The 22,576-nt window shown below is 50.0% G+C and carries 23 protein-coding genes and 1 riboswitch; of the genes, 13 read left to right on the top strand and 10 right to left on the bottom strand.

Annotated features, from left to right (window positions below):
- Positions 1–39: 39 nt before the first annotated feature.
- The 3 genes from ACW9JV_RS15810 to ACW9JV_RS15800 all read left to right on the top strand — a co-directional run bounded on the left by ACW9JV_RS15810 (position 40) and on the right by ACW9JV_RS15800 (position 2,826).
- Positions 40–660 carry an HD domain-containing protein gene (locus ACW9JV_RS15810; RefSeq protein WP_457336170.1) on the top strand — a complete coding sequence of 207 codons (621 nt, stop codon included), beginning with the start codon at positions 40–42 and terminating at the stop codon, positions 658–660.
- A gap of 207 nt (positions 661–867) precedes the next feature.
- On the top strand, positions 868–2,322 hold the full coding sequence (locus ACW9JV_RS15805; protein WP_457336168.1) for a SulP family inorganic anion transporter: 1,455 nt from the start codon (positions 868–870) through the stop codon (positions 2,320–2,322).
- Between the two features lie 84 nt (positions 2,323–2,406).
- A complete protein-coding gene (locus ACW9JV_RS15800) occupies positions 2,407–2,826 on the top strand; it encodes a universal stress protein (protein WP_457336166.1) in 420 nt (139 codons plus the stop codon).
- A gap of 44 nt (positions 2,827–2,870) precedes the next feature.
- Here the strand turns inward: ACW9JV_RS15800 and cudC are convergent, their stop codons facing one another.
- Positions 2,871–3,437 (bottom strand): choline uptake/conversion transcriptional regulator CudC, encoded by a 567-nt coding sequence (gene cudC / locus ACW9JV_RS15795; protein ID WP_457336164.1) that lies wholly within the window; start codon positions 3,435–3,437, stop codon positions 2,871–2,873.
- A 282-nt stretch (positions 3,438–3,719) separates the two neighbouring features.
- Here cudC and betB point away from each other — a divergent pair, with 282 nt between their 5' ends.
- Both betB and ACW9JV_RS15785 read left to right on the top strand, forming a co-directional pair.
- Positions 3,720–5,177, top strand: coding sequence for a betaine-aldehyde dehydrogenase (betB, locus tag ACW9JV_RS15790; protein ID WP_457337217.1), 1,458 nt, complete (start codon positions 3,720–3,722; stop codon positions 5,175–5,177).
- A gap of 54 nt (positions 5,178–5,231) precedes the next feature.
- Positions 5,232–6,440 (top strand): iron-containing alcohol dehydrogenase, encoded by a 1,209-nt coding sequence (locus tag ACW9JV_RS15785; RefSeq protein ID WP_457336162.1) that lies wholly within the window; start codon positions 5,232–5,234, stop codon positions 6,438–6,440.
- Between the two features lie 55 nt (positions 6,441–6,495).
- On the opposite strand, the gene ACW9JV_RS15780 is transcribed toward ACW9JV_RS15785, so the two are convergent.
- From ACW9JV_RS15780 to ACW9JV_RS15770, 3 genes are all read right to left on the bottom strand, one after another.
- Positions 6,496–6,747 (bottom strand): hypothetical protein, encoded by a 252-nt coding sequence (locus tag ACW9JV_RS15780; protein ID WP_457336160.1) that lies wholly within the window; start codon positions 6,745–6,747, stop codon positions 6,496–6,498.
- 107 nt (positions 6,748–6,854) lie between these two features.
- Complete coding sequence (locus ACW9JV_RS15775; RefSeq protein ID WP_457336158.1) at positions 6,855–8,429, bottom strand: Na+/H+ antiporter NhaC family protein; 1,575 nt, start codon at positions 8,427–8,429, stop codon at positions 6,855–6,857.
- Positions 8,430–8,577: 148 nt separating this feature from the next.
- Positions 8,578–9,465, bottom strand: a complete 888-nt coding sequence (locus tag ACW9JV_RS15770; protein ID WP_457336157.1) for an HAD family hydrolase — start codon at positions 9,463–9,465, stop codon at positions 8,578–8,580.
- 139 nt (positions 9,466–9,604) lie between these two features.
- Positions 9,605–9,704: riboswitch (purine riboswitch) on the top strand.
- Positions 9,705–9,748: 44 nt separating this feature from the next.
- Between ACW9JV_RS15770 and ACW9JV_RS15765 the strand changes: the two genes are divergently transcribed.
- Positions 9,749–11,011: an NCS2 family permease gene (locus ACW9JV_RS15765; protein ID WP_457336155.1), complete on the top strand. Its 1,263-nt coding sequence runs from the start codon at positions 9,749–9,751 to the stop codon at positions 11,009–11,011.
- Between the two features lie 53 nt (positions 11,012–11,064).
- Positions 11,065–11,352 (top strand): hypothetical protein, encoded by a 288-nt coding sequence (locus tag ACW9JV_RS15760; RefSeq protein WP_457336153.1) that lies wholly within the window; start codon positions 11,065–11,067, stop codon positions 11,350–11,352.
- Positions 11,353–11,566: 214 nt separating this feature from the next.
- Here the strand turns inward: ACW9JV_RS15760 and ACW9JV_RS15755 are convergent, their stop codons facing one another.
- Together ACW9JV_RS15755 and ACW9JV_RS15750 are read right to left on the bottom strand one after the other, a co-directional pair.
- Positions 11,567–13,150 carry a peptide chain release factor 3 gene (locus ACW9JV_RS15755; protein WP_457336151.1) on the bottom strand — a complete coding sequence of 528 codons (1,584 nt, stop codon included), beginning with the start codon at positions 13,148–13,150 and terminating at the stop codon, positions 11,567–11,569.
- 118 nt (positions 13,151–13,268) lie between these two features.
- A complete protein-coding gene (locus ACW9JV_RS15750; RefSeq protein ID WP_457336149.1) occupies positions 13,269–14,117 on the bottom strand; it encodes an STAS domain-containing protein in 849 nt (282 codons plus the stop codon).
- 258 nt (positions 14,118–14,375) lie between these two features.
- On the opposite strand from ACW9JV_RS15750, the gene ACW9JV_RS15745 reads away from it, so the two are divergent.
- Together ACW9JV_RS15745 and ACW9JV_RS15740 are read left to right on the top strand one after the other, a co-directional pair.
- Positions 14,376–14,528 carry a hypothetical protein gene (locus tag ACW9JV_RS15745; protein ID WP_457336147.1) on the top strand — a complete coding sequence of 51 codons (153 nt, stop codon included), beginning with the start codon at positions 14,376–14,378 and terminating at the stop codon, positions 14,526–14,528.
- Between the two features lie 483 nt (positions 14,529–15,011).
- Positions 15,012–15,800 carry a CAP domain-containing protein gene (locus ACW9JV_RS15740; RefSeq protein ID WP_457336145.1) on the top strand — a complete coding sequence of 263 codons (789 nt, stop codon included), beginning with the start codon at positions 15,012–15,014 and terminating at the stop codon, positions 15,798–15,800.
- 50 nt (positions 15,801–15,850) lie between these two features.
- Here ACW9JV_RS15740 and trhA read toward each other — a convergent pair whose 3' ends face one another.
- A complete protein-coding gene (gene trhA / locus ACW9JV_RS15735; RefSeq protein ID WP_457336143.1) occupies positions 15,851–16,498 on the bottom strand; it encodes a PAQR family membrane homeostasis protein TrhA in 648 nt (215 codons plus the stop codon).
- A 130-nt stretch (positions 16,499–16,628) separates the two neighbouring features.
- On the opposite strand from trhA, the gene wrbA reads away from it, so the two are divergent.
- Complete coding sequence (wrbA, locus tag ACW9JV_RS15730) at positions 16,629–17,246, top strand: NAD(P)H:quinone oxidoreductase (RefSeq protein ID WP_457336141.1); 618 nt, start codon at positions 16,629–16,631, stop codon at positions 17,244–17,246.
- A gap of 36 nt (positions 17,247–17,282) precedes the next feature.
- Here wrbA and ACW9JV_RS15725 read toward each other — a convergent pair whose 3' ends face one another.
- Together ACW9JV_RS15725 and ACW9JV_RS15720 are read right to left on the bottom strand one after the other, a co-directional pair.
- Positions 17,283–17,867 carry a cell wall hydrolase gene (locus ACW9JV_RS15725; RefSeq protein ID WP_457336139.1) on the bottom strand — a complete coding sequence of 195 codons (585 nt, stop codon included), beginning with the start codon at positions 17,865–17,867 and terminating at the stop codon, positions 17,283–17,285.
- 152 nt (positions 17,868–18,019) lie between these two features.
- A complete protein-coding gene (locus tag ACW9JV_RS15720) occupies positions 18,020–18,709 on the bottom strand; it encodes a GerMN domain-containing protein (protein WP_457336137.1) in 690 nt (229 codons plus the stop codon).
- A 390-nt stretch (positions 18,710–19,099) separates the two neighbouring features.
- Here ACW9JV_RS15720 and ACW9JV_RS15715 point away from each other — a divergent pair, with 390 nt between their 5' ends.
- Together ACW9JV_RS15715 and ACW9JV_RS15710 are read left to right on the top strand one after the other, a co-directional pair.
- Positions 19,100–19,639 (top strand): RNA polymerase sigma factor SigX, encoded by a 540-nt coding sequence (locus ACW9JV_RS15715; RefSeq protein ID WP_457336135.1) that lies wholly within the window; start codon positions 19,100–19,102, stop codon positions 19,637–19,639.
- Entirely contained in the window at positions 19,636–20,928 is a 1,293-nt protein-coding gene (locus ACW9JV_RS15710) for a GerMN domain-containing protein (protein ID WP_457336133.1), read from the top strand. The genes ACW9JV_RS15715 and ACW9JV_RS15710 overlap by 4 nt, the downstream gene beginning before the upstream one ends.
- A 369-nt stretch (positions 20,929–21,297) precedes the next feature.
- On the opposite strand, the gene ACW9JV_RS15705 is transcribed toward ACW9JV_RS15710, so the two are convergent.
- Positions 21,298–22,083, bottom strand: coding sequence for a rhomboid family intramembrane serine protease (locus tag ACW9JV_RS15705; protein WP_457336131.1), 786 nt, complete (start codon positions 22,081–22,083; stop codon positions 21,298–21,300).
- Between the two features lie 99 nt (positions 22,084–22,182).
- Between ACW9JV_RS15705 and acpS the strand changes: the two genes are divergently transcribed.
- A complete protein-coding gene (gene acpS, locus ACW9JV_RS15700) occupies positions 22,183–22,551 on the top strand; it encodes a holo-ACP synthase (RefSeq protein WP_457336129.1) in 369 nt (122 codons plus the stop codon).
- Positions 22,552–22,576 lie beyond the last annotated feature (25 nt).

The raw sequence follows: 22,576 nt of genomic DNA, 5'->3' as shown, positions 1-22,576 counted from the left end.
TCTCGTTAAAAATAGAAGGAAACAGGCGGAGGTGATGACATGGATACATCGTGGATTCTCGAACAGGCCCAGCAGGAGGCCGCATCGTTCTTTGAACAGACAGGACCCGCACACGATTATTGGCATACCTCGCGGGTGGTTTCCCAGGCTGTTCTGCTTGCGGAGAAGGAAGGAGCAGATGTGTTTGTCTGTGAATTGGCAGCATGGCTGCATGACATAGCGGACGCGAAATTAAATGAATCGGAGGAAGCCGGTCTTAAACGGGTGAAGCAGTGGCTCCAGGCCCATGTGGATGACAAAACGATCGCAGACCTCGTGGCCGGTATCATCGAAACGATGTCATTCCGGAACGGGGAGAAGGCCGTGATGGAGTCTATGGAAGGGCAGGTTGTCCAGGACGCCGACCGTCTGGATGCCATCGGAGCGGTAGGTATTGCGAGAACCTTCGCCTACGCGGGAGAAATAGGAGAAACGCTGCACCGTCCAGATCTGCCGGGGGCGGAAAAGCATCACACCGCTGTCGGTCATTTCTACAATAAACTGCTACGGCTGAAGTCTTTAATGAATACCGGAACAGCAGCAGAAATGGCCGCCAAACGCCAGAAATTTATGATCAGTTATCTGGAACAGTTCTACAGTGAATGGGAAGGAAAAGCATAATATTTATGAAAATCCATGAAAATGGGAGGATGAAGGCGTAAATATGAGGCCTGCGGAAGAAAAATGTCAATGATGAACGCTTACATGGAGATTGGGACCTGTCTTTGTATATGGTAGAATTCGTTTATTCACAACGGTGGCTTTTGTACAGGACAAAAGCAGAATAACGGGTTACTGCCCAATATATGACAAAGGAGACAGGAGATTTTGAATCTAACAAAATGGAAACAAGAGTGGTTCGGGAACGTCCGCGGGGACGTACTTTCCGGTATGGTCGTCGCCCTGGCCTTGATTCCGGAAGCGATCGCTTTTTCGCTCGTGGCGGGTCTCGATCCCATGACGGGGCTTTATGCTTCCTTCAGCATTGCGGTCGTTATCGCGATCGTCGGAGGCCGTCCCGGGATGATATCAGCTGCAACCGGAGCGATGGCGCTCTTGATGGTGACACTGGTGGCTGAATACGGACTGGAGTATCTGCTTGCGGCAACGATATTGACAGGAATACTCCAGATTTTCTTCGGCTGGAGTAAGCTGTCCCGCCTTATGAAATTTGTACCGCGCTCGGTGATGGTCGGCTTCGTCAATGCGCTAGCCATTCTAATTTTTCTATCACAGGTTGAACATTTTGAAGGGGCCGGCTGGATGATGTACGCCTTGGCCGGTATAACACTTGTCATTATTTATTTATTTCCAAAGATTTCAAAGGTTGTTCCTTCGACACTGATAGCTATTATTGCAGTAACGGTTCTCGCCGTTTCTCTCGGGGTAAACGTGAAAACCGTAGGAGATATGGGGACGCTTCCCGAGACCCTTCCGGTCTTTTTAATTCCGGAGATCCCGCTGAATTTTGAAACCTTGCGGATTATTTTCCCTTACGCGCTGGCTCTGTCGGTCGTCGGTCTACTGGAATCGCTGTTGACGGCTTCCATTGTGGATGACATGACAGATACCGAAAGCGATAAAGATAAAGAATCGCGCGGGCAGGGATATGCCAATGTAGTAACAGGATTTTTCGGAGGGATGGCAGGATGTGCGATGATCGGGCAGTCTGTGATTAATATGAAATCCGGCGGCAGCGGCCGTCTTTCATCCCTGACTGCCGGAGTGTTTTTGATGTTTCTCATCCTTGTGCTCGGCGATCTTGTCGTGCAGATCCCGATCGCTGCATTAGCCGGTGTGATGATCATGGTCTCGATCAGCACCTTTGACTGGAATTCGCTGCGGATGCTGCCAAAACTCCCGAAAAGCGATTCGACCGTTATGCTTGCCACCGTTGGCACGGTCGTCGTGACCCACGATCTTTCCAAAGGAGTGGCCGTTGGAGTAGTATTAAGTGCCATCTTTTTCGCCGCAAAGATTTCCCGGGTGAAAGTGAGAGAAGCATCCGAAAGCACGGTGTCCCACAGATTGTTCCGGGTGGAAGGACAGCTGTTTTTTGCTTCCGTTACGGACTTTACAAACAGTTTTGATTATGAAAAGCAGGCTGAAACCGTAGAACTGGATTTCTCCCACGCACATTTATGGGACGATTCCGCCGTGCAGGCGTTGGAAAAGGTGAAGGCAAAGTTCCGGCAGAAAGGGACCCAGGTGGTGCTCACCGGAGTCAATCAGGAAAGTTCCAGGCTGATGCAGAAGCTGGACGGACTTTCTTCCGGACATTAAAGAAGTGCGCTGTGAAAGCGCACTTTTTTTCGGACGTTATAGAAGGTAACATGATAGAAAAGGATGAAAAGAGAGGGAAGAAACATGTATCAAAACATTTTACTGGCCGCAGACGGATCTGATCATTCCCTCCGCGCGGTCCGGCATGCTATCGGGCTTGTGAAAGGGGAGGAGTCTCCGCACATTGATATTGTATACGTCGTGGACGGCGATAAATCGAAGGCGGATGTCCTGCATTACGGAAACACGGATGTCATTCAGACAAAACGGAAAGAAAAACTGACTCCGGTTGAAGATGTATTGAACGAGGAAAATGTTCCTTATACGATCCATTTAAAACACGGGGAGCCGGGGCCCTCCATTGTTAAATTTGCCAATGAAGGCAATTATGATTGTGTCGTTCTGGGCAGCAGAGGGCTGAACCAGCTCCAGACGATGGTGCTCGGCAGCGTCAGCCATAAAGTCGCCAAGCGTGTGGAATGCCCGGTGCTGATTATTAAATAAAACAAAGAGAGCGTCTTCCGTATTCCGGTACGCTCTCTCTTTCATCATCTGTCTTCGCTTGGATCTCTATCCACCGGGATCAAATCAAATATTTCACCGGTCTCAATCGTTTCAACCAGTTTATGCAGCCACATATAGTACGTTTTGGAATTTTCCATCACCTGATACGTTTCTTCCGCTTCTGATTTCAAAGCGTCGGAGACGTTCTCATCCTGCATAATCTCTTCCATTATATCCTGAGCTTCCTTAATGGAATGAAGGTTGACTTTGGCTTCTCTTTCCCATTTCTGGGTGAAAAAATTGGAGAAAAACTGAAAGAAATCTTTTTCAGGTACATATGTCTGTTTACGTTTCCCTTTTCGGAAGGTCTTTTTTACAACATTGAATTCCTGCAGTTTTTTAACCCCGGTGCTCATGCTCGGTTTGCTCATTCCAAGCTTTTCGCGCATCTCATCAAGTGTCATGTCCCCTTCAAGGTACATGGTACCGTACAACGTGCCGGCACTGCGGGTGACGCCGTAAAGATCCATCGTTTCTGCGATGGAATCCACCACAATTTCTTTGGCATGATCGAGGGACGCGCGAGCTTCCTGATCTGAAGAATGACCCATACCCATCCTCCTTTATATCGGCTGTTAAACTTATTAAATTTGTTGTTTACTTTAATATCTTAACGTATATCGGTAAGATATCAAAGAAAAAATTCAATAACAAAATCAGAAATGGGATAATAATCAAGGATAGAAACTGAAAAGCGGTCACTTTCCCCTGATCCGTTTGACAATAAAAAAACAAGATGATAACTTAATAACATTCGAAACGTTAAATTTTTTTAAAACAAATTAAATTTTCGTCATCATCAGTGAGGAGGGACCGATTTGGAACTGAAAAAAATGTATATTGATGGTTCTTGGGTGGAAGCAGCTTCAAAAGAGACCAGGACCATTATCAATCCATACAATCAGGAAAAGGCGGCCGAGGCTGCCGAAGGAAACCGAGAGGACGCGAAAGCAGCTGTACAGGCAGCACGCACCGCTTTTGACAAAGGAGAGTGGGCAGCCGCTCCTGCCGCTGAAAGAGGAGCCATCGTACAGAAAATCGCAGATTTTATCCTGCGCGATAAAGAAGAACTTGCAGAGCTTGAAACACTTGATACTGGCAAGACAATCGAAGAAAGTCGTGTCGATATGGAGGATATCGCCGGTGTCTTCCACTATTTTGCCGGTCTTGCCGATAAAGACGGCGGCGAAGTGATTGCTTCGCCGATTCCGGATTCGGACAGTAAAGTCGTTCATGAACCGGTCGGCGTCTGCGGCCAGATTACACCCTGGAACTATCCGCTTCTTCAGGCAGCCTGGAAGATCGCTCCAGCTCTGGCGGCAGGAAATACGATTATCATGAAGCCGAGTGAAATCACTCCGCTAACAACAGTGAAAGTATTTGAACTGATTGAAGAAGCCGGTACACCGAAAGGCGTTGCCAATCTTGTCCTCGGAAAAGGAACAGATGTCGGGGCAGAACTGTCCGAGAATACGGATGTGGATTTGATTTCCTTCACAGGCGGCATTGTGACCGGAAAGAAAATCATGCAGTCTGCCAGTGTCAATGTAAAGAAGATTGCGCTGGAGCTTGGCGGCAAAAATCCGAACATTGTGTTTGCTGATGCTGACTTTGAACTGGCTGTCGATCAGGCCTTAAATGCAGCTTTCTTCCATGCCGGCCAGGTATGTTCAGCAGGAGCAAGGCTCTTGGTGGAAGAGAGTATCCATGATGAATTTGTTGAAGAACTCGTGAAACGTGCCGGTAATATAAAGCTCGGAAACGGGTTTGACGAGACAACCCAGTCCGGTCCGGTCATTTCGGCAGAACACCGGGACAAAGTGGAAAAATATGTGGAAATCGGGCAGAAAGAAGGCGCGAAACTGGAAACCGGCGGCAGACGTCCGGACGATCCTGAGCTGCAGGACGGCTTCTTCTATCTGCCGACCGTATTCAGCAACTGCACCTCGGATATGACGATAGTGCAGGAGGAAATATTTGGTCCCGTTCTTACCGTGGAGAAATTCAGCAGCCGGGAAGACGCCGTATCCAAAGCCAATGATACCATTTACGGCCTGGCAGGCGCTGTCTTTACAACCGATGCCGCCAAGGCGGAAGAAGTTGCAGCAGCCCTTCGTCTCGGCACGGTCTGGATCAACGATTTCCATCCGTACTTTGCCCAGGCGCCGTGGGGCGGATTCAAGCAGTCCGGCATCGGACGGGAGCTGGGCAAACCGGGTCTTGAGGAGTATACGGAAACGAAACACATTTTCCGCAACAAAAAGCCGGAACCAATCCATTGGTTTAAATAAAAGTACGAACCGGGAATTACGTCACTATGTTGATGAACGGCGGGAGGTATGATGATGAGTCTTAATATGAAAGTCGAGCACATGCTTGGATACCACTCCTTTGAGATTCCGACTGCTATGAAGCATGGAATCGGCGCTGTTAAGCATATCGGGGAAGAAGTGCAGAACCTCGGTCCCGATAAAGTACTTCTCGTGGCGGGTCCCGGTCTTTATAAAGCAGGAGCGGCGGATCCAGTTATAGAGATTCTGGAGAAAGCCGGCGTGGACGTCGTCGTTTTCAGCGATATAGAACCGAATCCTCCGATCCGTGTGATCGAAAAAGGCGCCGGCGTGTATGACCAGGAAGGATGTAATGGTCTGGTAGCTCTCGGCGGCGGAAGCCCTATGGATACAGCGAAAGCCATTGGAGTGGAAGTGACGCATGAAGGCGGCGTGGCGGACTATGAAGATGCAGAAGGAAAAAAGCCGCTTGAACACCGTATTCCACCGCTTGTCACGGTTCCTACAACTGCCGGCACCGGGTCGGAAGTAACACAGTGGGCGGTGATCACGGATGAAGAGCGCAGGATAAAGTTTAACACCGGCGGTCCGTTGATTGCACCGCACCTGACGATCATTGATCCTGAACTGCACGTTTCCATGCCTCCGCATGTAACTGCGATGACGGGCATTGACGCTATATCCCATGCTGTGGAATGCTATACGATGAAGGTTGCCCAGCCTGTAACGGATGCCGTTGCACTGCTGGCCATGGAGTACGGGGCCAAATATATCCGGCGTGCCTATGCTGACGGCACAGATCTGGAAGCCCGGTACGGGATGGCGCAAAGTGCCATGCTTGCAGGACTTGCCTATGGCAGTGAATCAGCAGGAGCAGCACACGCCATGAGCCAGACACTCGGCGGACTCATTCCAGTGGCTCACGGCCAATGTGTGGCGGCTATGATGGGACCGGTTATGGAATATAACTGGAAAGGAACGCCGGAACGCTTTGCCCGCGTGGCTCAGGCGTTCGGCATCGATACTTCCGGAATGACTGCCGAAGAAGCAGCCAGAGCTGCCGTGAACTGGATGTATGACCTTGTCGAGGATCTCGCCATTCCGAGCCTTAAATCACAGGGCGTTGATCCGGAATGGACAGAGAGCCTTGCCCGGGCAGCCATGGAAGATCCGCAGACGGAAGGGAATCCACGCGATCTCAGCATACCGGATTACGAATGGATTTACCGCCGCTGTTTTAACCAGGTTCCGAAAACGGTATAAGAACGAAACAAAACCGCCCGCCTCCAGTTCAAGGAGACGGGCGGTTTTATTGGTTCTAATAACGCTGTGTGCTGCGAAGCTGAAAATCAACAAAGCTGCCGGCAATCATACCGAGAAACAGATCCTGAATGTCCATCTGTCCCTCCGTTAATCCGTAAAGCAGTCCGATACCCCCGAAAATGATCGCATACCGGACTCGCATGAACGAGTTGAAATAAGGGAACGAAGCCTGCAGGCTCTCGAGAAAAAACGGGGAAAAATACACCGCGACGATGATAACGACAATAATAATAAAAAGTACTTCCATTCCCAACACCCTTTCCTTTTTCCAAGCGTACGTCTTATCTTTCTTTTTTCCTTTTCCGCTCTTCTTTAAACAGGAAGCATGTTTTATGGTTCAACGAAGCGGGTGGATTAATCCGGTTGGGATAAAGCTCCCTTGTCATCATGCAGAGTCCGGATCGTGTTTTTTAAATAGAGAGCCATTAGCAGAAGCATAGCGAGAACGGCAGCAAGGCCGGCTGTAACACTTCCGGTGAGCCCCAGAACGAGAAACCCGATAAATGACACAGCAGCTGCTATCATCGCATACGGCAGCTGTGTCATCACATGGTCGATGTGATGGCTTCCGGCTCCTGTCGACGATAAGATGGTCGTGTCCGAAATCGGAGAGCAGTGATCGCCCAGAATGGCCCCGGCAATCACAGCCGCCAGAAACGGAAGCAGCATGGTGATGTCAATCACTGAGGCAATTTCTCCGGCAATCGGAAGGAGAAGCGTAAATGTTCCCCAGGAAGTACCGGTTGAAAAAGCGGCCAGACCGGCTGTTAAAAACAGCAGCGCAGGCAGCAGAACAGCCGGGATCGATCCGTCCAGTTGACGGGCCAGGTATTCCCCTGTCTGGAGCTCTTCAATAATAGATACAATCATCCAGGCCAGGATCAAAATATAAATAGCCGGCAGCATCGAGCGGATCCCGTTCCAGATCGTTCTGCCCAGTGCTGCAGGGGCCGGACGTTTTCCGAACGTAAAAAGCAGAGAAACGGCCAGTCCAATACTGCCGCCCAGCACAAGGGAGAGAGATACGTCTGTCGCGGCAAAGACGCTTAGCGGGGTGACTTCGTCTGCGGCACGAATGCCGGAATAAACCATGAAAAACACGGTGCCGATAATCAACGCAGCAATAGGGAAAACAAGATCCCTGACACGGCCGTGGTGTTCATCCAATGCGGATCCCGCCTGTCCGGGAATACCGGTGCGGGATGGATCAAGCAGTTCGTGGTGCAGCAGTGCCCTTTCTTCATGCTTGCGCATGGGGCCGATGTCCAGCTTCCATATGATAACGAAAAACAGGAAGACAATCGCCGACAGCGCATAGAAATTCATCGGCAGCATAGCGAGAAAGGCCTGAAATCCGCCTATTGTCACCGCGCTGTAACTTCCCGTGATATCGTCCAGCAGTGTAATGATGTAGGCACCCCAGCTGGATAAGGGAGCAAGTACACAGATCGGTGCAGCCGCCGAATCCACGATGTAAGCCAGTTTAGCCCGGGATATCCGGTGCCGGTCCGTCACGGGACGGCTCACCTGCCCGACAGTCAGGCTGTTGAAGTAATCATCAATGAAAATCAGAATACCGAATACGAAAGTGGCAAGCTGGGCTCCGATTCTAGTTTTGATCTTACGCAGCGCCCACGTTCCAAACGCTCTGCTTCCTCCGGAAAAACTGATCAGTGAGGCCGTCATGCCGAGAAGCAGCAGAAAAAGAATGATAAATAATTCCCATTCGTTCAAAGCTCCGTCGGTGACGAAAATGACAGTAAATGTATCCCAGATATGAGAGATGGTTGAAAGGATAGCCCAGTCGTTCAACAGCAGGGCTCCGATAACAATTCCCGCCCCCAGGGAAGGCAGTACTCTGCGGGTGGCGATGATCATTGCGAGCGCCAGCCCGGGCGGAAGTAAAGACAATGCGGTTGCTTCTTCCATGGTGTGTGCTCCTTTCTGCAGTTGTGAACACAGAAAAAACCTGGCTGGCAGCACGCCAGTCAGGCGGTTTTTCATGTGAATGACGTGTCATAGGAATCACGAAGATTATACCAGTATCGTGTCTGTCGGGCAATATAAAGACATGAATTCATCTGGTGAAACGGGAGACGGAAGAATCAAGAATGTAGGTTTCCACCGCCTGAGCCACCCCGTCATCATCGTGGGAAGCTGTTGTAACATCTGCAGCTTCTTTCACATGGGCCTCTGCATTTTCCATGGCGATACTCGTGGAGGCGGCATGAAACATGGAAAGGTCGTTAAAATTATCCCCGATGGCGTACGTAGAAGCGTTGTCGAGACCGGCAAATGAAAGGAGATGGAGCAGTCCTTTTCCTTTTTCGGTTTCCGGATGCATAATTTCGAGATTATCTCTTCCGGAAGAGGTGATTGCAATGTTTTGAGTGCCGTTCCAGTACTCCACACAACGCTCGAGTTTAGGTTCCAGCATCGACAGGATAAGAAACTTATAGACAGTCAGCTGTTGTTCCGTTATCAGGGAAGGAGAAGACAGCTCCTTTATTTCATACTGTTTCCGGTGACCGTCGGCACGGCGGCGTACAGCTTCTTTGATTTCTTCTCCCTTTTCTTTATCCTGGGAATAGATATCGAGGTCATGCAGAAAAAATTCGCGGGCCCGGGGAGGGCTGAAAATGCCTTCCGCCGTATTTATGTGATAATAGTACTGGTGATGATTCAGCCATTCAGCAAGCCGGACGGCGTCTCCGGCATGCATATAGGTTTCTTTCACCGGTTCATCCTGCCATGTGACAAAGCCACCGTTCAGCGATACGATGCCGTCGGGAATAAGGCCGGCACCGCCGAGGAGGCGTTTCACGTCCGAAATGCCCCGGCCGGTGGCGATGACGAGCTTATGTCCCTCCTGCTGCAGGCGCTCGAGGGCATCTGCATTCCGTCTGGAAACATATCCGTCACTGTGCAGCAGGGTACCGTCCATATCAATTGCCATTACTTTCATGCGTGGTCACCTTCTCATTAAAAACGTATCGTTCGAATCACATTTTACCATATCAGCAGAGAGCCAGCCCGTATTTTCTCTTCACTGCCTCCGGTTTCCGGGCATTGACGGAAAATAAAGGATCGGCTATAATCTAGCAGGGAACAACAGAACGATTACTCGTATATCCCGGACGACAGGGTCCGGGGTTTCTACAGGAAACCGATAAATTTCCGGCTACGAGTCTCTTGGGTACTGAAGAGACTTGTAGCTTTTTTTATGTTTTTTAGAGGGGGAGATAGCTATGTTTTCTTTCGAGAGGCAGGGAACAACGTGGAAAAAGGAACTGACAGCCGGTCTCACGTCCTTTTTCACGATTGCCTATATTCTGGTGGTGAATCCGGCGATTCTTGCAGACACCGGGATGCCTTATTCCTATGCCCTTCTCGGTACTGTACTGGTGACGGTGCTGGGGTGTATACTGATCGGCCTGTGGGCGGACGCCCCGATCGTGTTGACGCCGGGAATGGGGATTAACGCCTTTTTTACGTATACGATCGTGCAGGGGTTTGGTCTCACATGGCAGGAGGGGCTGGCTGCGGCAGCCGCGGCAGGATTTCTGTTTGTTATCGCTGCTTTCACACCGCTTGCCGGTAAATTGACAGCGGCGGTCCCGCAGTCCCTGAAAATAGGTATTACGGTCGGAATCGGTATTTTTCTATCGTTTATCGGCCTGCAGAAAGGCGGATTAATTGCTGCCGATGAAGAAACGTTTGTGACACTCGGGACGCTTTCTTCGCCGGGCTCCCTGCTGACCATCTTCGGCCTGCTGCTGACGCTGGCATTATTTGTACGCGGGGTAAAGGGAAGTTTTCTGCTCGGCATGGGAATTACGGCAGCAGCTGGATGGATGGCTGGCATGGAAGGGGAGCGTGCAGGCACTTCTCTTTCGTTTTCCGGGTACGAATCAGTCTGGCATTCCCTGGATTTTGGCGGTGCGCTCCAACTTCCCTTCTGGGTATCGGTCTTTTCATTAACGATTATCATTATGTTTGAGAGCATGGGGCTTCTGCAGGGCATGCTGCCTGACCAACAGAAATTTTCACGGTCGTACCAGGCCTCCGCTGTTTCGGCGTTGTCCGCTGGTTTTATGGGAACGTCCCCGACGATCCCGACTGTTGAAAGTGCGTCCGGCATAGCAGAAGGAGGACGGACCGGAGTGACAGCGGTTATTGTCGGAGTGCTGTTTGCCTTGTCGCTGTTGTTTGCTCCATTGTTCACCAGTATCCCGGAAGCAGCGATTGCGCCTGTATTGATTATTGTTGGCGGATTAATGGTGCAGGAAATCCGTCATATTACATTTCAGGATATGTCGGAATGGTTTCCTGCCTATCTGATTATCGGTCTGATCCCGCTTACATCATCGATTGCGGATGGCATTGCGTTTGGTTTCATTGCTTACCCGCTGCTAAAACTCGCCCTGGGCCGTCCAAAAGCCGTGTCGCCCATTATGTATGTGATTTCCAGCCTTTTTCTGTTGAATTATGTGCTGCTGGCGGGTTTATAGGTCCGCACGGTCTTTTTTCATCCGCATAGGCTGACAGCAAAGGGGGGGATGCGGTGAAAGACAAAAAAGAGTGCAGCCATAGCGCCCTGCCCCCCTATACGCTGTCTGATCTACTGCAGGGAGAACATCTGGATGTAATCGCTGCTGTTCTGCTGTTGAGCGGCCGCTTGAGAGTCAATTCCGTGGAACTGTATAGAGGAGAGCCGGCAGTACTGGTTACATTAATAGGGGAATATAAGCAGAAGGCTTCCTCGAAGGCCGAAGCCCTGGCATCGTTTCTCGAGGAAAACGACGACATGACCGTGGAAGACATCCTCGAAGCGCTCCGACTCCGTCTCTAAACGTAAGAAAGGAGGAAGCTGCATTGGATAAGGAACTGTCAATTAATCAAGGCCTGATAGCAGCCGTTCTTCTGCTTCTTCTGTTTCTTGGAACCCCCAACCCCGATCTGTCCCTGTGACGCTTACCAAAGCATTGCATAAGAAAAGACGGAGCGGGATCATGTTCCCAAACTCCGTCTTTTAGAACAAACGGTTTCGTTTTCCCAGCCTCGCTTTAGTCTGTAAAAGAGTTTTCGTGAAAGACGAGGTTCGGGTATTTATCTTTAGCCATGTTCATCTGGAATTCGTTTTCGAAGAGTGCCACGAGTTTGTTGTCCCGGTCGACGGCAAGGTTCCGCTGTTTTTTCCGGAAGGTCTCGAGTTCTTTTTCGTCCCCGCTGATCCAGCGTGCAATCGAAAGCGGAAGATGTTCGAGCCGGATATCGGAATTATATTCGTTTTTCAGCCGGTGCTCAAGCACTTCAAACTGCAGCCCGCCGACGACGCCGATGATCTGTTGTTCCGGGTAGCGGTTGTACGTCTGAAACAGCTGAATCGCCCCTTCTTCCGTCAACTGCTGGATACCTTTTTCGAACGATTTATGCTTCATCGCGTCTTTGACAGATATGGCAGCGAATTGTTCCGGTGAAAAGTGCGGCATTTCTGCAAACTGAAAGTTTCCTTTTTCCGCGAGGGTATCGCCGATCCGGAACGTGCCTGGATCAAACAAACCGATGATGTCCCCGGCGTAGGCTTCCTGAACGATACTTCGGTCCTGTGCGAGAAACTGGGTCGGCTGGGCGAGCCGCATTGTTTTGTTCAGGCGCACATGATTTACCGTCATGCCCTGGGTGTACTTTCCGGACGTAATCCGCATAAAAGCAATACGGTCCCGGTGCTTCGGGTTCATGTTCGCCTGAATTTTAAAAATAAATCCGGAGAAATTCTCCTGAACCGGCTCGACAAATCCCTGGTCGCTTTCCCTTCCCACCGGCGATGGGGCAAAATAGAGAAAATGCTCCAGAAAGTTCTGCACCCCGAAGTTGGAGACGGCACTGCCGAAAAAGACAGGCGTAAGCTCGCCGCGCAGTATTTTATCTTCCTCATAAGGATCTCCGGCCACATCCAGCAGCTCCATCTCTTCACGGAACTGGGAGAGAAATGTTGGAGCGATCAGCTCATCGAGGATCGGATCATCCGGACCGGTTGTCTGTTTCACTTCCACATGAGAAGGGTTTTCCGTATTAAACAGTTCTACTTTTTTGGAATGGCGGTCATAAATGCCGTAAAAATTCTGGCCCATACCGATCGGCCAGTTCATCGGATAGGAACGGATGCCGAGAATATCTTCCATCTCTTCCATTAATTCAAATGGATCGCGGACTTCCCGGTCCATTTTATTGATGAATGTGAAAATCGGGATACCCCGCATACTGCAGACTTTGAAAAGCTTCTCGGTCTGGGCCTCGACCCCTTTGGCGGCATCGATCAGCATGGTGGCGGAGTCGGCTGCCGTCAGCGTGCGGTACGTATCTTCACTGAAGTCTTCGTGTCCCGGAGTATCGAGAATGTTAATGTGATGGCCTTCATATTGAAATTCCATGACAGAGCTGGTGACGGAAATGCCGCGCTGCCTTTCGATTTCCATCCAGTCACTGGTTGCCTGCTTGGTATTTTTCTTTCCCTTGACGGAACCGGCTTCCCGGATGGCGCCTCCGAAATACAGCAGTTTTTCGGTTAGGGTGGTCTTACCGGCGTCCGGGTGGGAAATGATCGCAAACGTTTTGCGGGAGGTAATTTCCTCGTGTAATGTGCTCATAGCATAATCCTTTCTACGTAGTACCTTCAACCATTCCATCATAAATGATTCCCTGCACCGAAACAACAGCTTTCCTGCACACGAAAAACACTCCCTGTCCTGGACAGGGAGCGCCGGATTACAGGCTGGAGTATGCGGTATGCTGCTGGAGGGCCTGCTCGAGTGTTAAATATTTAGCCACCTGTTTGAAGTTGATGCCAAGCTGTACAATGGTCTGGGAAAGTTCCGGACGCATGCCGGAAATGCTCGTATCAATACCGAGAAGCTGAAGGGCTTCAATTAAATGGTTTAGGTGCTGGGCAAACCAGGTATTAATGGTATTGATACCGGAAAGATCGATAATAAGATAAGACAGCTCCAGTTCTGTAGCACGCTCCAGTGTCCGCTCCTGCAGAAATTCGGAGCGTTCATCGTCCATGTCACCGATAAGCGGCAGGACAGCTGTTCCCTGCGTGATCGGAACCACCGGGACAGAGATTTCCTGCATCTCCTGTTTTGCCCGTTCAAGCGCCTCGATGTGATGATTAACAAATGAATGGCTGAACGCATGAGCAGCATTATCAAGCAGTGATTCGAACGAGTTGTAAATCACAAAGGAATCATGCAGGGATAATTCAAACTCCACGCATTTTCGTTCAATCGTGGTTGTCAGTACTTCTCTGATCTGGGGAATAAGCGTTAAAGCAGTTCCGAGCGTGATTTCTTTTTTCAGGCAGTAATCCGCTGCTTTCTTCCCCCAGGACCGGATGTTTTCTTTCAGGGCGGGAGAGTCGGGGTGATCGTCGATAATCCCTTCTCCCATCGTCTGAAACAGTTCTTCGTTCAGCGTCAGAAAATACTCATTGTTCCGCGCGAAATCAAACCGTTCATCCGACTGCTGCAGCGCCTGCATCTGCTGCTTTAATGCCTCGGTATGCTCGGAGATGTCCGCTCCGATTTTCTTGAATATTTCTTCCTGGTTCTCCATTCTATCTAACCCCTGTTCTGCAAAAGTTATGTATGCTTACAACGATGCCGCATCAATATTACCCTTTTTCTCTCATTCCAAAACATTATTTTAAGAAAATGAAACATAAAAAAATGACGCAGAATCGTGTGCATCTCTATAAAAATATCAAAGGATATCTGTTTTGATATAGGAGAGGGAAAAATGTGGTATCTTATAAGCAAGCAGGAGAGAGCAAGAGGTGTTCCTGCACTGCATAAATACAAGGGAGGTTCTAACATGAGCAGAAAAATGATGTATGCTTTATTTACCGGTGTATTGACAGCAAGTGTTTTGGGAGCCTGCGGAGGAACAGACGGAGAAAACCCGGAGATGGAAGAAGAGCCTGCGACGGAAGAAGAACCTGCTACGGAAGAAAACATGGAAGAATAACAATCACGACAGAGCGCGTCGCCAACCCGGCGGCGCTTTTTTTTTACCATTTGGGCGTTTGCGAGATCCAGCTCTGGTTCGAAGGCCTGCAAGAGACAGATCCATTCGGCGCACCCTCCTTTACGCTTTTCTACTTCATACGTATGGAAGGAGGCGAAAGGGCATCTAAAACGTAAGTATGGGAAAAGGACAGAGCCAGGGTGTTTTTTCCAATCTCCGTTTTTTTAATATCATTTTAATTACACCAGTTTACGATTGTATAAGAAATAGAAGGAATATCGTCCCTGCATAATGCCGGAGATGGGAGAGTCTTTCGTTTGATGCAAGCAATGAAAAGGACAAAAGGCTTATATATGTATCCACTTTATAGAAACAGGGAAGGACAAAAGGCTTTCGGAAATACAGTGCACGGGTTTCCAGTAAGTTCCGCCCCCCTTTCACAGAAAGAGAGATATGGCATAATGACAAATGGAGGTGTTCAACATGAAAAAAATCATCATTGCTTCGGCTGTCATACTTATGTTTCCGGCAGCTGCACAGGCACAAAACTGCATAACGGCGGAAAAGGGAGATACATGGTCACAACAATCCGAGGAGCTGAACGTATCCCTGGAACAATTCGTGAAGGAGAATAACGGGCAGTTCCGTTTTGATTGGCCGCAGCAGGAGACACAGGATAGCGAGCAGAAACAGACACAGGAAAACGAGCAGGAACAGACACAGGAAGCTCCTGAAGAGGCGCAGCAGGAACGTGAATCAAACGGCGGGAACAACAGCAGTGCCCCTGAAGACAACGCTGCTAATGAGCCGTCCAATGAAGCCGCTTCGGAAGAAAGTGCTTCGGAAGAGCCGTCCGGACAGCAGGATACAGCTGATGTGGAAACAGAAAGTGAATTCGAGCAGCAGGTTATTGAGCTGACCAACCAGGAAAGAGAAGCAGCCGGACTGGAGCCGCTTCAGCCATACAGTGAACTGTCGGATGTGGCACGCGATAAATCGGAGGACATGCGGGATGCCGGGTATTTCTCCCATAACAGTCCGAATTACGGCAGTCCGTTTGACATGATGGACTCTTACGGTATTGATTACCGTGGCGCGGGTGAAAATATCGCTGCCGGGCAACGCACACCGGAACAGGTCGTGGAAGGCTGGATGAATTCTGAAGGCCACCGCGAAAACATTATGAACGAAGACTTCACCCACATTGGTGTCGGCCATGCCGAAGGCGGCAGCCACGGCCATTACTGGACGCAGATGTTTGTAACAAAATAAATCATAAAAGGGGATGCCTTAAAAAGACGGGCATCCCCTTTTTTATATGTCTATGAAAGCGGCAGGACGTAGAGGAGGACGGCAAAAAAGTGGAGCACCGTGCCCCCGAGGACAAATATATGCCAGACGGCGTGGTGATAAGGAAAATGCCTCCACACGTAAAAGATGGTTCCGACGGTGTACAACAGGCCGCCGGCTACGAGAAAAGCAGTTCCTCCAGGGGCGAGTGTTTCGGTGAGCGGCTGCCAGGCAACGATAATGATCCAGCCCATTACTATATAAAGCAGGGTGGAGAGCACCATGAATTTTTTGACAAAAAAAGCCTTAAATCCAGCCCCGGACAGCGCAAGCCCCCACACGATGCCGAACAGCGTCCAGCTCAGTGCGCCTTCGAGCACATGAAACAAAAACGGGGTGTAGGTACCGGCTATAAACAGATAGATGGAAGCATGGTCAAATATTTCGAAGATATCTTTCGTTCTGCCCTGCCGGAAGCTGTGCAGAAGAGTGGACGAGACGTACAGCAGAACCATGGTGGCTCCGTAAATGGAAACGCTGGTGATATGAAAAGCGGTAGCCTCGAGTGCAGCAAAAACGATAAGGATCGTTGTGGCGGCAAGACTCAAGGCGATTCCGACTGCGTGAGTGGCGGCATTGGCGATTTCTTCTTTGCGTGAAAACGTGTGGACATCTGTCATTCGGATGGACCGCCCCTTCCTTCTTCGTTTTTATCTTTCTACATTCTATCATACCCTGCACGTTTACTCGAATGCACACATGGGGAAAACGGGAGGTGGAAGAAATCAATACAAATAGAGGTGAAACGAAATGGCGAAGATTGTTGTACCATATTACAGCACATACGGCCACGTCTATCAGATGGCCCGGGAAATCGCAAAAGGAGCAGAACAGGCCGGCGCGGAAGTGAAGCTGGCAAAAGTTCCGGAATTTGAAGAGGTACGCCAGGCCATGGCCGGCGACGATGCTTATGCTCAGGCACAGGAGGCACAGAAAGATATTCCAACGGCCTCCCATGACGACCTGAAATGGGCGGACGGCATCATCTGGGGTGTGCCGACCCGCTACGGAAACATGCCGGCTCAGATCAAACAGTTTCTGGATTCCGCCGGTGCGCTCTGGATGAACGGTGAACTGGAAGGCAAAGCAACATCTGTCTTTACGAGCACAGGCTCTATCCACGGCGGTCAGGAAACAACGGCTATTACCACGCTGGTGCCGCTGCTTCATTTCGGACTGATCTATGTCGGTCTGCCATACGGACAGAACCAGGAAATGCTGACAACCGACGGCATCGGGGGTTCCCCGTATGCAGCATCGACGGTGGCCGGGGTTGACGGCTCCAATCAGCCGGAAGAAAGGGAATTAACAATGGCTCGTCGGTTAGGCGGACGCGTCGCCCATGTGGCAGAACAATTGAATAAATAATAAAGAAATCCCGCCGGAGCTCCGGCGGGACTTTTTTTATCGAGCGAAAACGTGGTTGCCGATGACGGTGGTCGTTTCTCTGGTTGCAATCCAGTGGTTGGAGGCTGTATCGGGATTGTAGAAATAGAGAGAGCCGGCACCCTGCCCCTGATAGGCAATGGCTTCCATGACTGCCTTTCTTGATTCATCACCGGCCGGCTGGTGAATCTGTCCGTTTCCGACAGGCGAAAACGACGGATAGCCGGTGGCGGAGACGTCATAAATGACGCCCCGGATGCTGTCCGGAAAAGAAGAACTCTCCACCCGGTTTAAAACAACTGTCGCTACCGCCACTTTACCGATGTAGGATTCTCCTTTGGCCTCAGCATGGACAAGGCGGGCCATCAATTCCTGCTCGGCGCCGCTTACGCCGGAGGGAATGGTGAGCGTTTCTCCGCTGTCGACGTGACCGGATGATTTATCGTTCGCCGCTTTAATATCAATGACGGAAGTGCCGTGATTCATGGCAATCTCCCAAAGCGTCTGCCCTTCTTTGACTGTATGGGTTTCTGCTGCCTGAGCTGCTGTACCTCCCAGTGAAATACAGGCTGCAGCCAGGATGGCAGTAATGTGTTTTTTCATGAATGCTGTACCTCCTGTGTATGGTTATCAAAAACACAGCGTCAGTGTATCAGGAGGAGGAAAAGCAAAGCAGCAGGGAATTACAGCCAATTTCAGATCAAGACAGAAAGAGCCCCTTTCCGCCTGCTAACAGGGAAAGGGGCACGGTTTTTCTATTCAATGGGTTCATATTCGTCGGCGTTCTCTGCCGAAAAAGGTTCAGAGGCGTCCATATGACCGAACAGGGAATCTTCTTCTTCCCCTTCAATTAGTATTTTTGTCTGATCATAGCCGAACTGCTCCATGATTAAAGCAATCTGCTCAGTGATCGCCATTTCGGCACTGGAGCCGGCGCTGAGGTCAAGAAACGCGCTGGAGAACGATACTTCTGCTGTGCCGTCCGAACCTTCCACAGACTGTACCTCAACGTCTGTATCTTCCGGAAAATGCGACACGAGGTCCTCGTGTTCAGGGCCGTCAATCCAGGCCTGGAGTGCGGCTGCCGGCAGTTCACCTTCGGTTGATGCTTCTACTTCCTGCTCTTCTGTGTATTTTTCAAGCAGCTGGTCATCCGAAAAATAGAGTGTAACCGTTTCTGTCACTGTCTCTTCAGAATCGCTGGTTTCCACCGTCTCTTCCTGCTCTACCTCTGTATTTGTATCCCCTTCATTTTCATTCTCTTCCGTTGTCTCTTCAGAAGTGCTTCCGCCGGAATCATCCTCCTGCGTTTCTTCTTCACTCTGTGCGGTATCGTCAGAAGTACCTTCCGTTCCACTCTGCCCGTTCTCTCCGCCCTGTCCGCAGGCCGCGAGAACGCCCAAAGTCAGTGCAGTGGTAATAAACAATAATAGCAGGCGGTTCATGCATGCACCATTCCTTTCTCTTTGTATGTCTGTCTACTTCATAGTCGCTATGTACAAAGAAACAGTTACAGAAAGTGTAGAAAAAGTAGAAAAGAATGTCAAAGGCCTTTCCTCCTGTTCCATATTTTTTCATGGTTTTGGAATCTACCGTTGTAATAAAACGTGATATAATGAGGCGTGTTACGTTTGAACGGCAGGTGATAATGTGCGCAGGAAATCAAACAAACAGGTGGCAGGAGCGATTCTTGCTTTTATCCTGTTATACGCAGTGATTTATTGGACGTTTGTCCTCCTGTAAGATGACATACCAAAAACAGCAGCGGTTACAATATGATATTTTTTGTAACCCGGAAGATATAATGAACGACTAAAGATATGGGAGTGTTACTCGTGAAAGAGGAATTTGAACGGTTATATGAAACCTATCACCACTCTCTCTTTCAATATTTATTCTACATGGTCCGGGATAAGGAAACGGCGGAGGAACTGGTGCAGGAAGTCTATATTAAAGTGTTCCATTCCTTCGATTCGTTTGAAGGCAAGAGCAGTGAAAAGACATGGCTGTATTCCATCGCCCGACATGTAGGTATTGACTGGATACGAAAGCAGAACCGCAAAAAACGCAAATGGCTCGGTGTGCTGGGGCCGCTGTCCAAAGAGGAAGTGCGGGACCCCGCGCCTCTTCCCGAAGAAGTCGTATCGGCCCGGGAAGATGCCCGCGAAGTGTTCGACGGGATGGAGCACTGTACGCCGGATCAGCGCCAGGTTTTGGTGCTTCGCTATATGGATTCTCTTTCCATAAAAGAAACCGCGGAAGTACTGGGCTGGTCGGAGAGCAAGGTGAAAACCACCCAGCACCGCGCTATAAAAAAACTCCAGGATGTGCTCGGCCGCACAGACCGGATGACAGAAAGGAGGGCGGGACAGTGAAGAGAGACGACCGTGCTTCGGAAGAAAGGATTAAACAGTCGCTGGAACAGCTGCCACAGGTAAAAGATAAACGGCCTAAAGAAGATATTTATCATCATATAGTGAAGCACCCGCAGCGCGCGAAACAGAAACCGGTGAAAAAATGGGCGATGCCTGCCTTTTCTGCAGCAGCCGCGCTTATCCTTCTTTTGGTGCTGATTCCCAATATGATAACGATGAACAATCAGTCGGGTTCCTCCGGGGAGAGCAGCAGTCAGCCTGAAGAAGAGGCGGACATGAACGTTATGGAAGGCTCGAAAGACCAGGAGGAAGCATCCCGGGAAGCTTCCCGGGATGAATCCGGGTCCGGCGGTAATGCTGACAGCGATGCATCCACACAATCGCGGGAGCAGACAGAAGAGACGGAGGTGGAAAAGGAACCGGAGGTCAACACCGAAGAAACAGCCTTAACCTATAACAACTACGTTCCGGCACTGCCGGAAGAAGAGCGCGGCGCTTCTGAAACCGTCGCCACGATCGCTGTACAGGATCCAGATGCTTCTATTGTGGTTCCTGTTACATTCACTGCTTCCTCCGAAAATAAAGCGGCACTGATGGATGAAAAAGAAAGCGGATGGAATGCAGCGGAATTCGGACTGGGCAATGCTCCGCTTCATGAAGTCAACTGGGTCGACGGGGGAGAGAACAGCTTCCTTGAAGCTGATTTTTCAGATGCTGAAACGCCGGTGAGTAGTGCGCAGAGTGATATGATGGTGAAAAGCATGCAGGAAATGCTCCGCTATACCGAAGAAAGTCAGGTGCTTTTAACCAATGACGGCGAAGCAGGTGTGGACCTCGGCGGTTACGGCATGACGGAGAACTACAGGGAGCAGGAGGACAACCGGGGCTATTATATGTATACGAGTGAAACGAATGATCAGTTCCTCGTCAGCCAGCAGGCTGCTGACCTGGAAAACAGTGGAGAGGACGGAAAACTGTTTACACTGGCCGAAACGCTGGAACAAATGAAATCCGTCCCTGAGAACAGCGCTGCTGCTCCGTCCATACCGGAAGAGGTTTCCATTGAGTCGGCAGGCGGAGAAAACGGGATGGCTGAAATTGTGTTTTCTGAAGAGACGGGTCTTGAAGGAGATGGAAGCCTGCGCTGGATGATGGAGGCGATTCTGTTTACGGCAGCAGACTTTGGGTATGAACAGGTGAGATTCGAAGGAATATCCCCCGATACAAGCGGCGGGTATCCGGTAGAAGAGCCTGTGGATATTCCGGCCGCGCCGAATCTGATCGAATAGGCAGAAAGAGGGCGGGACAAAAGAATGCAGGTCCGTTTATGATCCGAACGATGGAATGGAGTGCTGTGCTTCAAGCATTCTGTTCCGTCCTTCGGATTTTTTGTCTATCTGCGGTGCTGCCGGGATGAAGTGTGCGTCGTCCTGCTAACCTGCTGTTTGAACGGCAGCGGATGAAGAGCTGACAAGAAGGCCTTACCAGCCAAACATCCGGGGTTACCGGCTGAATCCGGGCGTAAGTTTGCCGCGGAAAGCGAAGTATTTAGACGAAGCGATGTAGAATGTAAAACAAAAATTCCAAACGATTTGCTTCATAATCGTTCGGAATTTTTCATTCGCTTTAGAGTTTTGTCTCAGCCCCTTTCTGTATGCTTAAAACAGGGTGCTGAGGATGCCGATAATGACGAGGATCACGAAAGCCCATCCGACAAACCGTCCTGCTTTTCTTCCATTGAAGAATCTACGCTTGTTCCAGCGGTTGGGGTTGAAGCTGACTTCATTATCATGAAACACCCTGGGCCTGACCTGCATCATTTGAAACGGCCGGGCATTTTTCAGGGCCGGCGGGGCGAGTGCGGCACCGGCGATGAGGCCGAACAGATGGCCGAGAATGTTAATGTTGGGAGTCAAGAAAGTCATGATAACCCCGAGAATGACAATGATAGTGATAATCCGGGCGTTCATGGCATCAATTAAATCTTTTCGGTACAATACCATATAGAGGTAGACGCCAAACAGACCGAAGATGGCTCCCGACGCTCCGATGTGCGAATACATAGGATTGTTCAGAGTCATATAGAAGGTCCCGACATTGGCAAGGATGCCGGCCGTAAAATAGACGGCGGGAAATTTGACCGTGCCGAGCATTTTTTCCAGAGCCGGTCCGAACAGAATCAGGGAAATCGAGTTGAACATTACGTGCTGGACACCCTGGTGCAGAAAAATCGGGGTGAGAAGCCGCCAGTATTCTCCGTAATACTCAATGGCTCCTGTATTACCGGCACCGGCCCGGAGGATGAATTTCCCGAACGGGATCAATCCCCCGGTCAGGATGGAAAGGTTGATCCAAAGAAACAGTACAAGATGTATCACTGTCAACCATGTAACGATGGGGTAATTTTTACGGAAAGAATAGAAGGTTTCATTTCGGATGAACATACGGCCTCTCCTTTTTATGAACAAAGCTCTGTTTTTTTATTTTAGCATATGAGAGAGGAACGGGGCGAATGCCGCCGGTCTGAGGATGGAGGAGGAAGAATGATACAGGGAATTGGGATGGATATTGTGGAACTGCCGCGGATCGAGCGGCTGATGGCAAAAAATAAACGATTTGAAATGCGGATCCTCACACCGGCTGAACGAGAGCGGCTCGATTGCTGTGCAGGCTGGCGGAGAGTTGAGTTTACGGCGGGTCGTTTTGCTGCGAAGGAAGCATTTGTGAAAGCTGCCGGGACCGGCATTTCACAGCACTTCAGTTTTCAGGATATAGAAATACTTCCGGATGAACGGGGCAGGCCGTGTCTGAAGGCAGAGCTGGACGACATTGTTCATGTATCGATTACGCACAGCACGGGCTATGCTGCCGCCCAGGTCATTCTTGAAGGAAGAGACGGCTTGTTTGCATAACGCGGAAGTTCGTCTCATAGAAATA

The organism is Salibacterium sp. K-3, from assembly GCF_054052005.1.
The sequence above is the reverse complement of the archived record's forward strand: the minus strand, read 5'-3'. Positions and strand labels throughout refer to the sequence as shown.

Excerpts from the sequence above, each read along its gene's own strand:
- ACW9JV_RS15810 (WP_457336170.1), top strand. The coding sequence starts at position 40 with ATGGATACATCGTGGATTCTCGAACAGGCCCAGCAGGAGGCCGCATCG.
- ACW9JV_RS15800 (WP_457336166.1), top strand. The coding sequence starts at position 2,407 with ATGTATCAAAACATTTTACTGGCCGCAGACGGATCTGATCATTCCCTC.
- cudC (WP_457336164.1), bottom strand. The coding sequence starts at position 3,437 with ATGGGTCATTCTTCAGATCAGGAAGCTCGCGCGTCCCTCGATCATGCC.
- betB (WP_457337217.1), top strand. The coding sequence starts at position 3,720 with ATGTATATTGATGGTTCTTGGGTGGAAGCAGCTTCAAAAGAGACCAGG.
- ACW9JV_RS15785 (WP_457336162.1), top strand. The coding sequence starts at position 5,232 with ATGAGTCTTAATATGAAAGTCGAGCACATGCTTGGATACCACTCCTTT.
- ACW9JV_RS15780 (WP_457336160.1), bottom strand. The coding sequence starts at position 6,747 with ATGGAAGTACTTTTTATTATTATTGTCGTTATCATCGTCGCGGTGTAT.
- ACW9JV_RS15775 (WP_457336158.1), bottom strand. The coding sequence starts at position 8,429 with ATGGAAGAAGCAACCGCATTGTCTTTACTTCCGCCCGGGCTGGCGCTC.
- ACW9JV_RS15770 (WP_457336157.1), bottom strand. The coding sequence starts at position 9,465 with ATGAAAGTAATGGCAATTGATATGGACGGTACCCTGCTGCACAGTGAC.
- ACW9JV_RS15765 (WP_457336155.1), top strand. The coding sequence starts at position 9,749 with ATGTTTTCTTTCGAGAGGCAGGGAACAACGTGGAAAAAGGAACTGACA.
- ACW9JV_RS15755 (WP_457336151.1), bottom strand. The coding sequence starts at position 13,150 with ATGAGCACATTACACGAGGAAATTACCTCCCGCAAAACGTTTGCGATC.
- ACW9JV_RS15750 (WP_457336149.1), bottom strand. The coding sequence starts at position 14,117 with ATGGAGAACCAGGAAGAAATATTCAAGAAAATCGGAGCGGACATCTCC.
- ACW9JV_RS15745 (WP_457336147.1), top strand. The coding sequence starts at position 14,376 with ATGAGCAGAAAAATGATGTATGCTTTATTTACCGGTGTATTGACAGCA.
- ACW9JV_RS15740 (WP_457336145.1), top strand. The coding sequence starts at position 15,012 with ATGAAAAAAATCATCATTGCTTCGGCTGTCATACTTATGTTTCCGGCA.
- trhA (WP_457336143.1), bottom strand. The coding sequence starts at position 16,498 with ATGACAGATGTCCACACGTTTTCACGCAAAGAAGAAATCGCCAATGCC.
- wrbA (WP_457336141.1), top strand. The coding sequence starts at position 16,629 with ATGGCGAAGATTGTTGTACCATATTACAGCACATACGGCCACGTCTAT.
- ACW9JV_RS15725 (WP_457336139.1), bottom strand. The coding sequence starts at position 17,867 with ATGAAAAAACACATTACTGCCATCCTGGCTGCAGCCTGTATTTCACTG.
- ACW9JV_RS15720 (WP_457336137.1), bottom strand. The coding sequence starts at position 18,709 with ATGAACCGCCTGCTATTATTGTTTATTACCACTGCACTGACTTTGGGC.
- ACW9JV_RS15705 (WP_457336131.1), bottom strand. The coding sequence starts at position 22,083 with ATGTTCATCCGAAATGAAACCTTCTATTCTTTCCGTAAAAATTACCCC.
- acpS (WP_457336129.1), top strand. The coding sequence starts at position 22,183 with ATGATACAGGGAATTGGGATGGATATTGTGGAACTGCCGCGGATCGAG.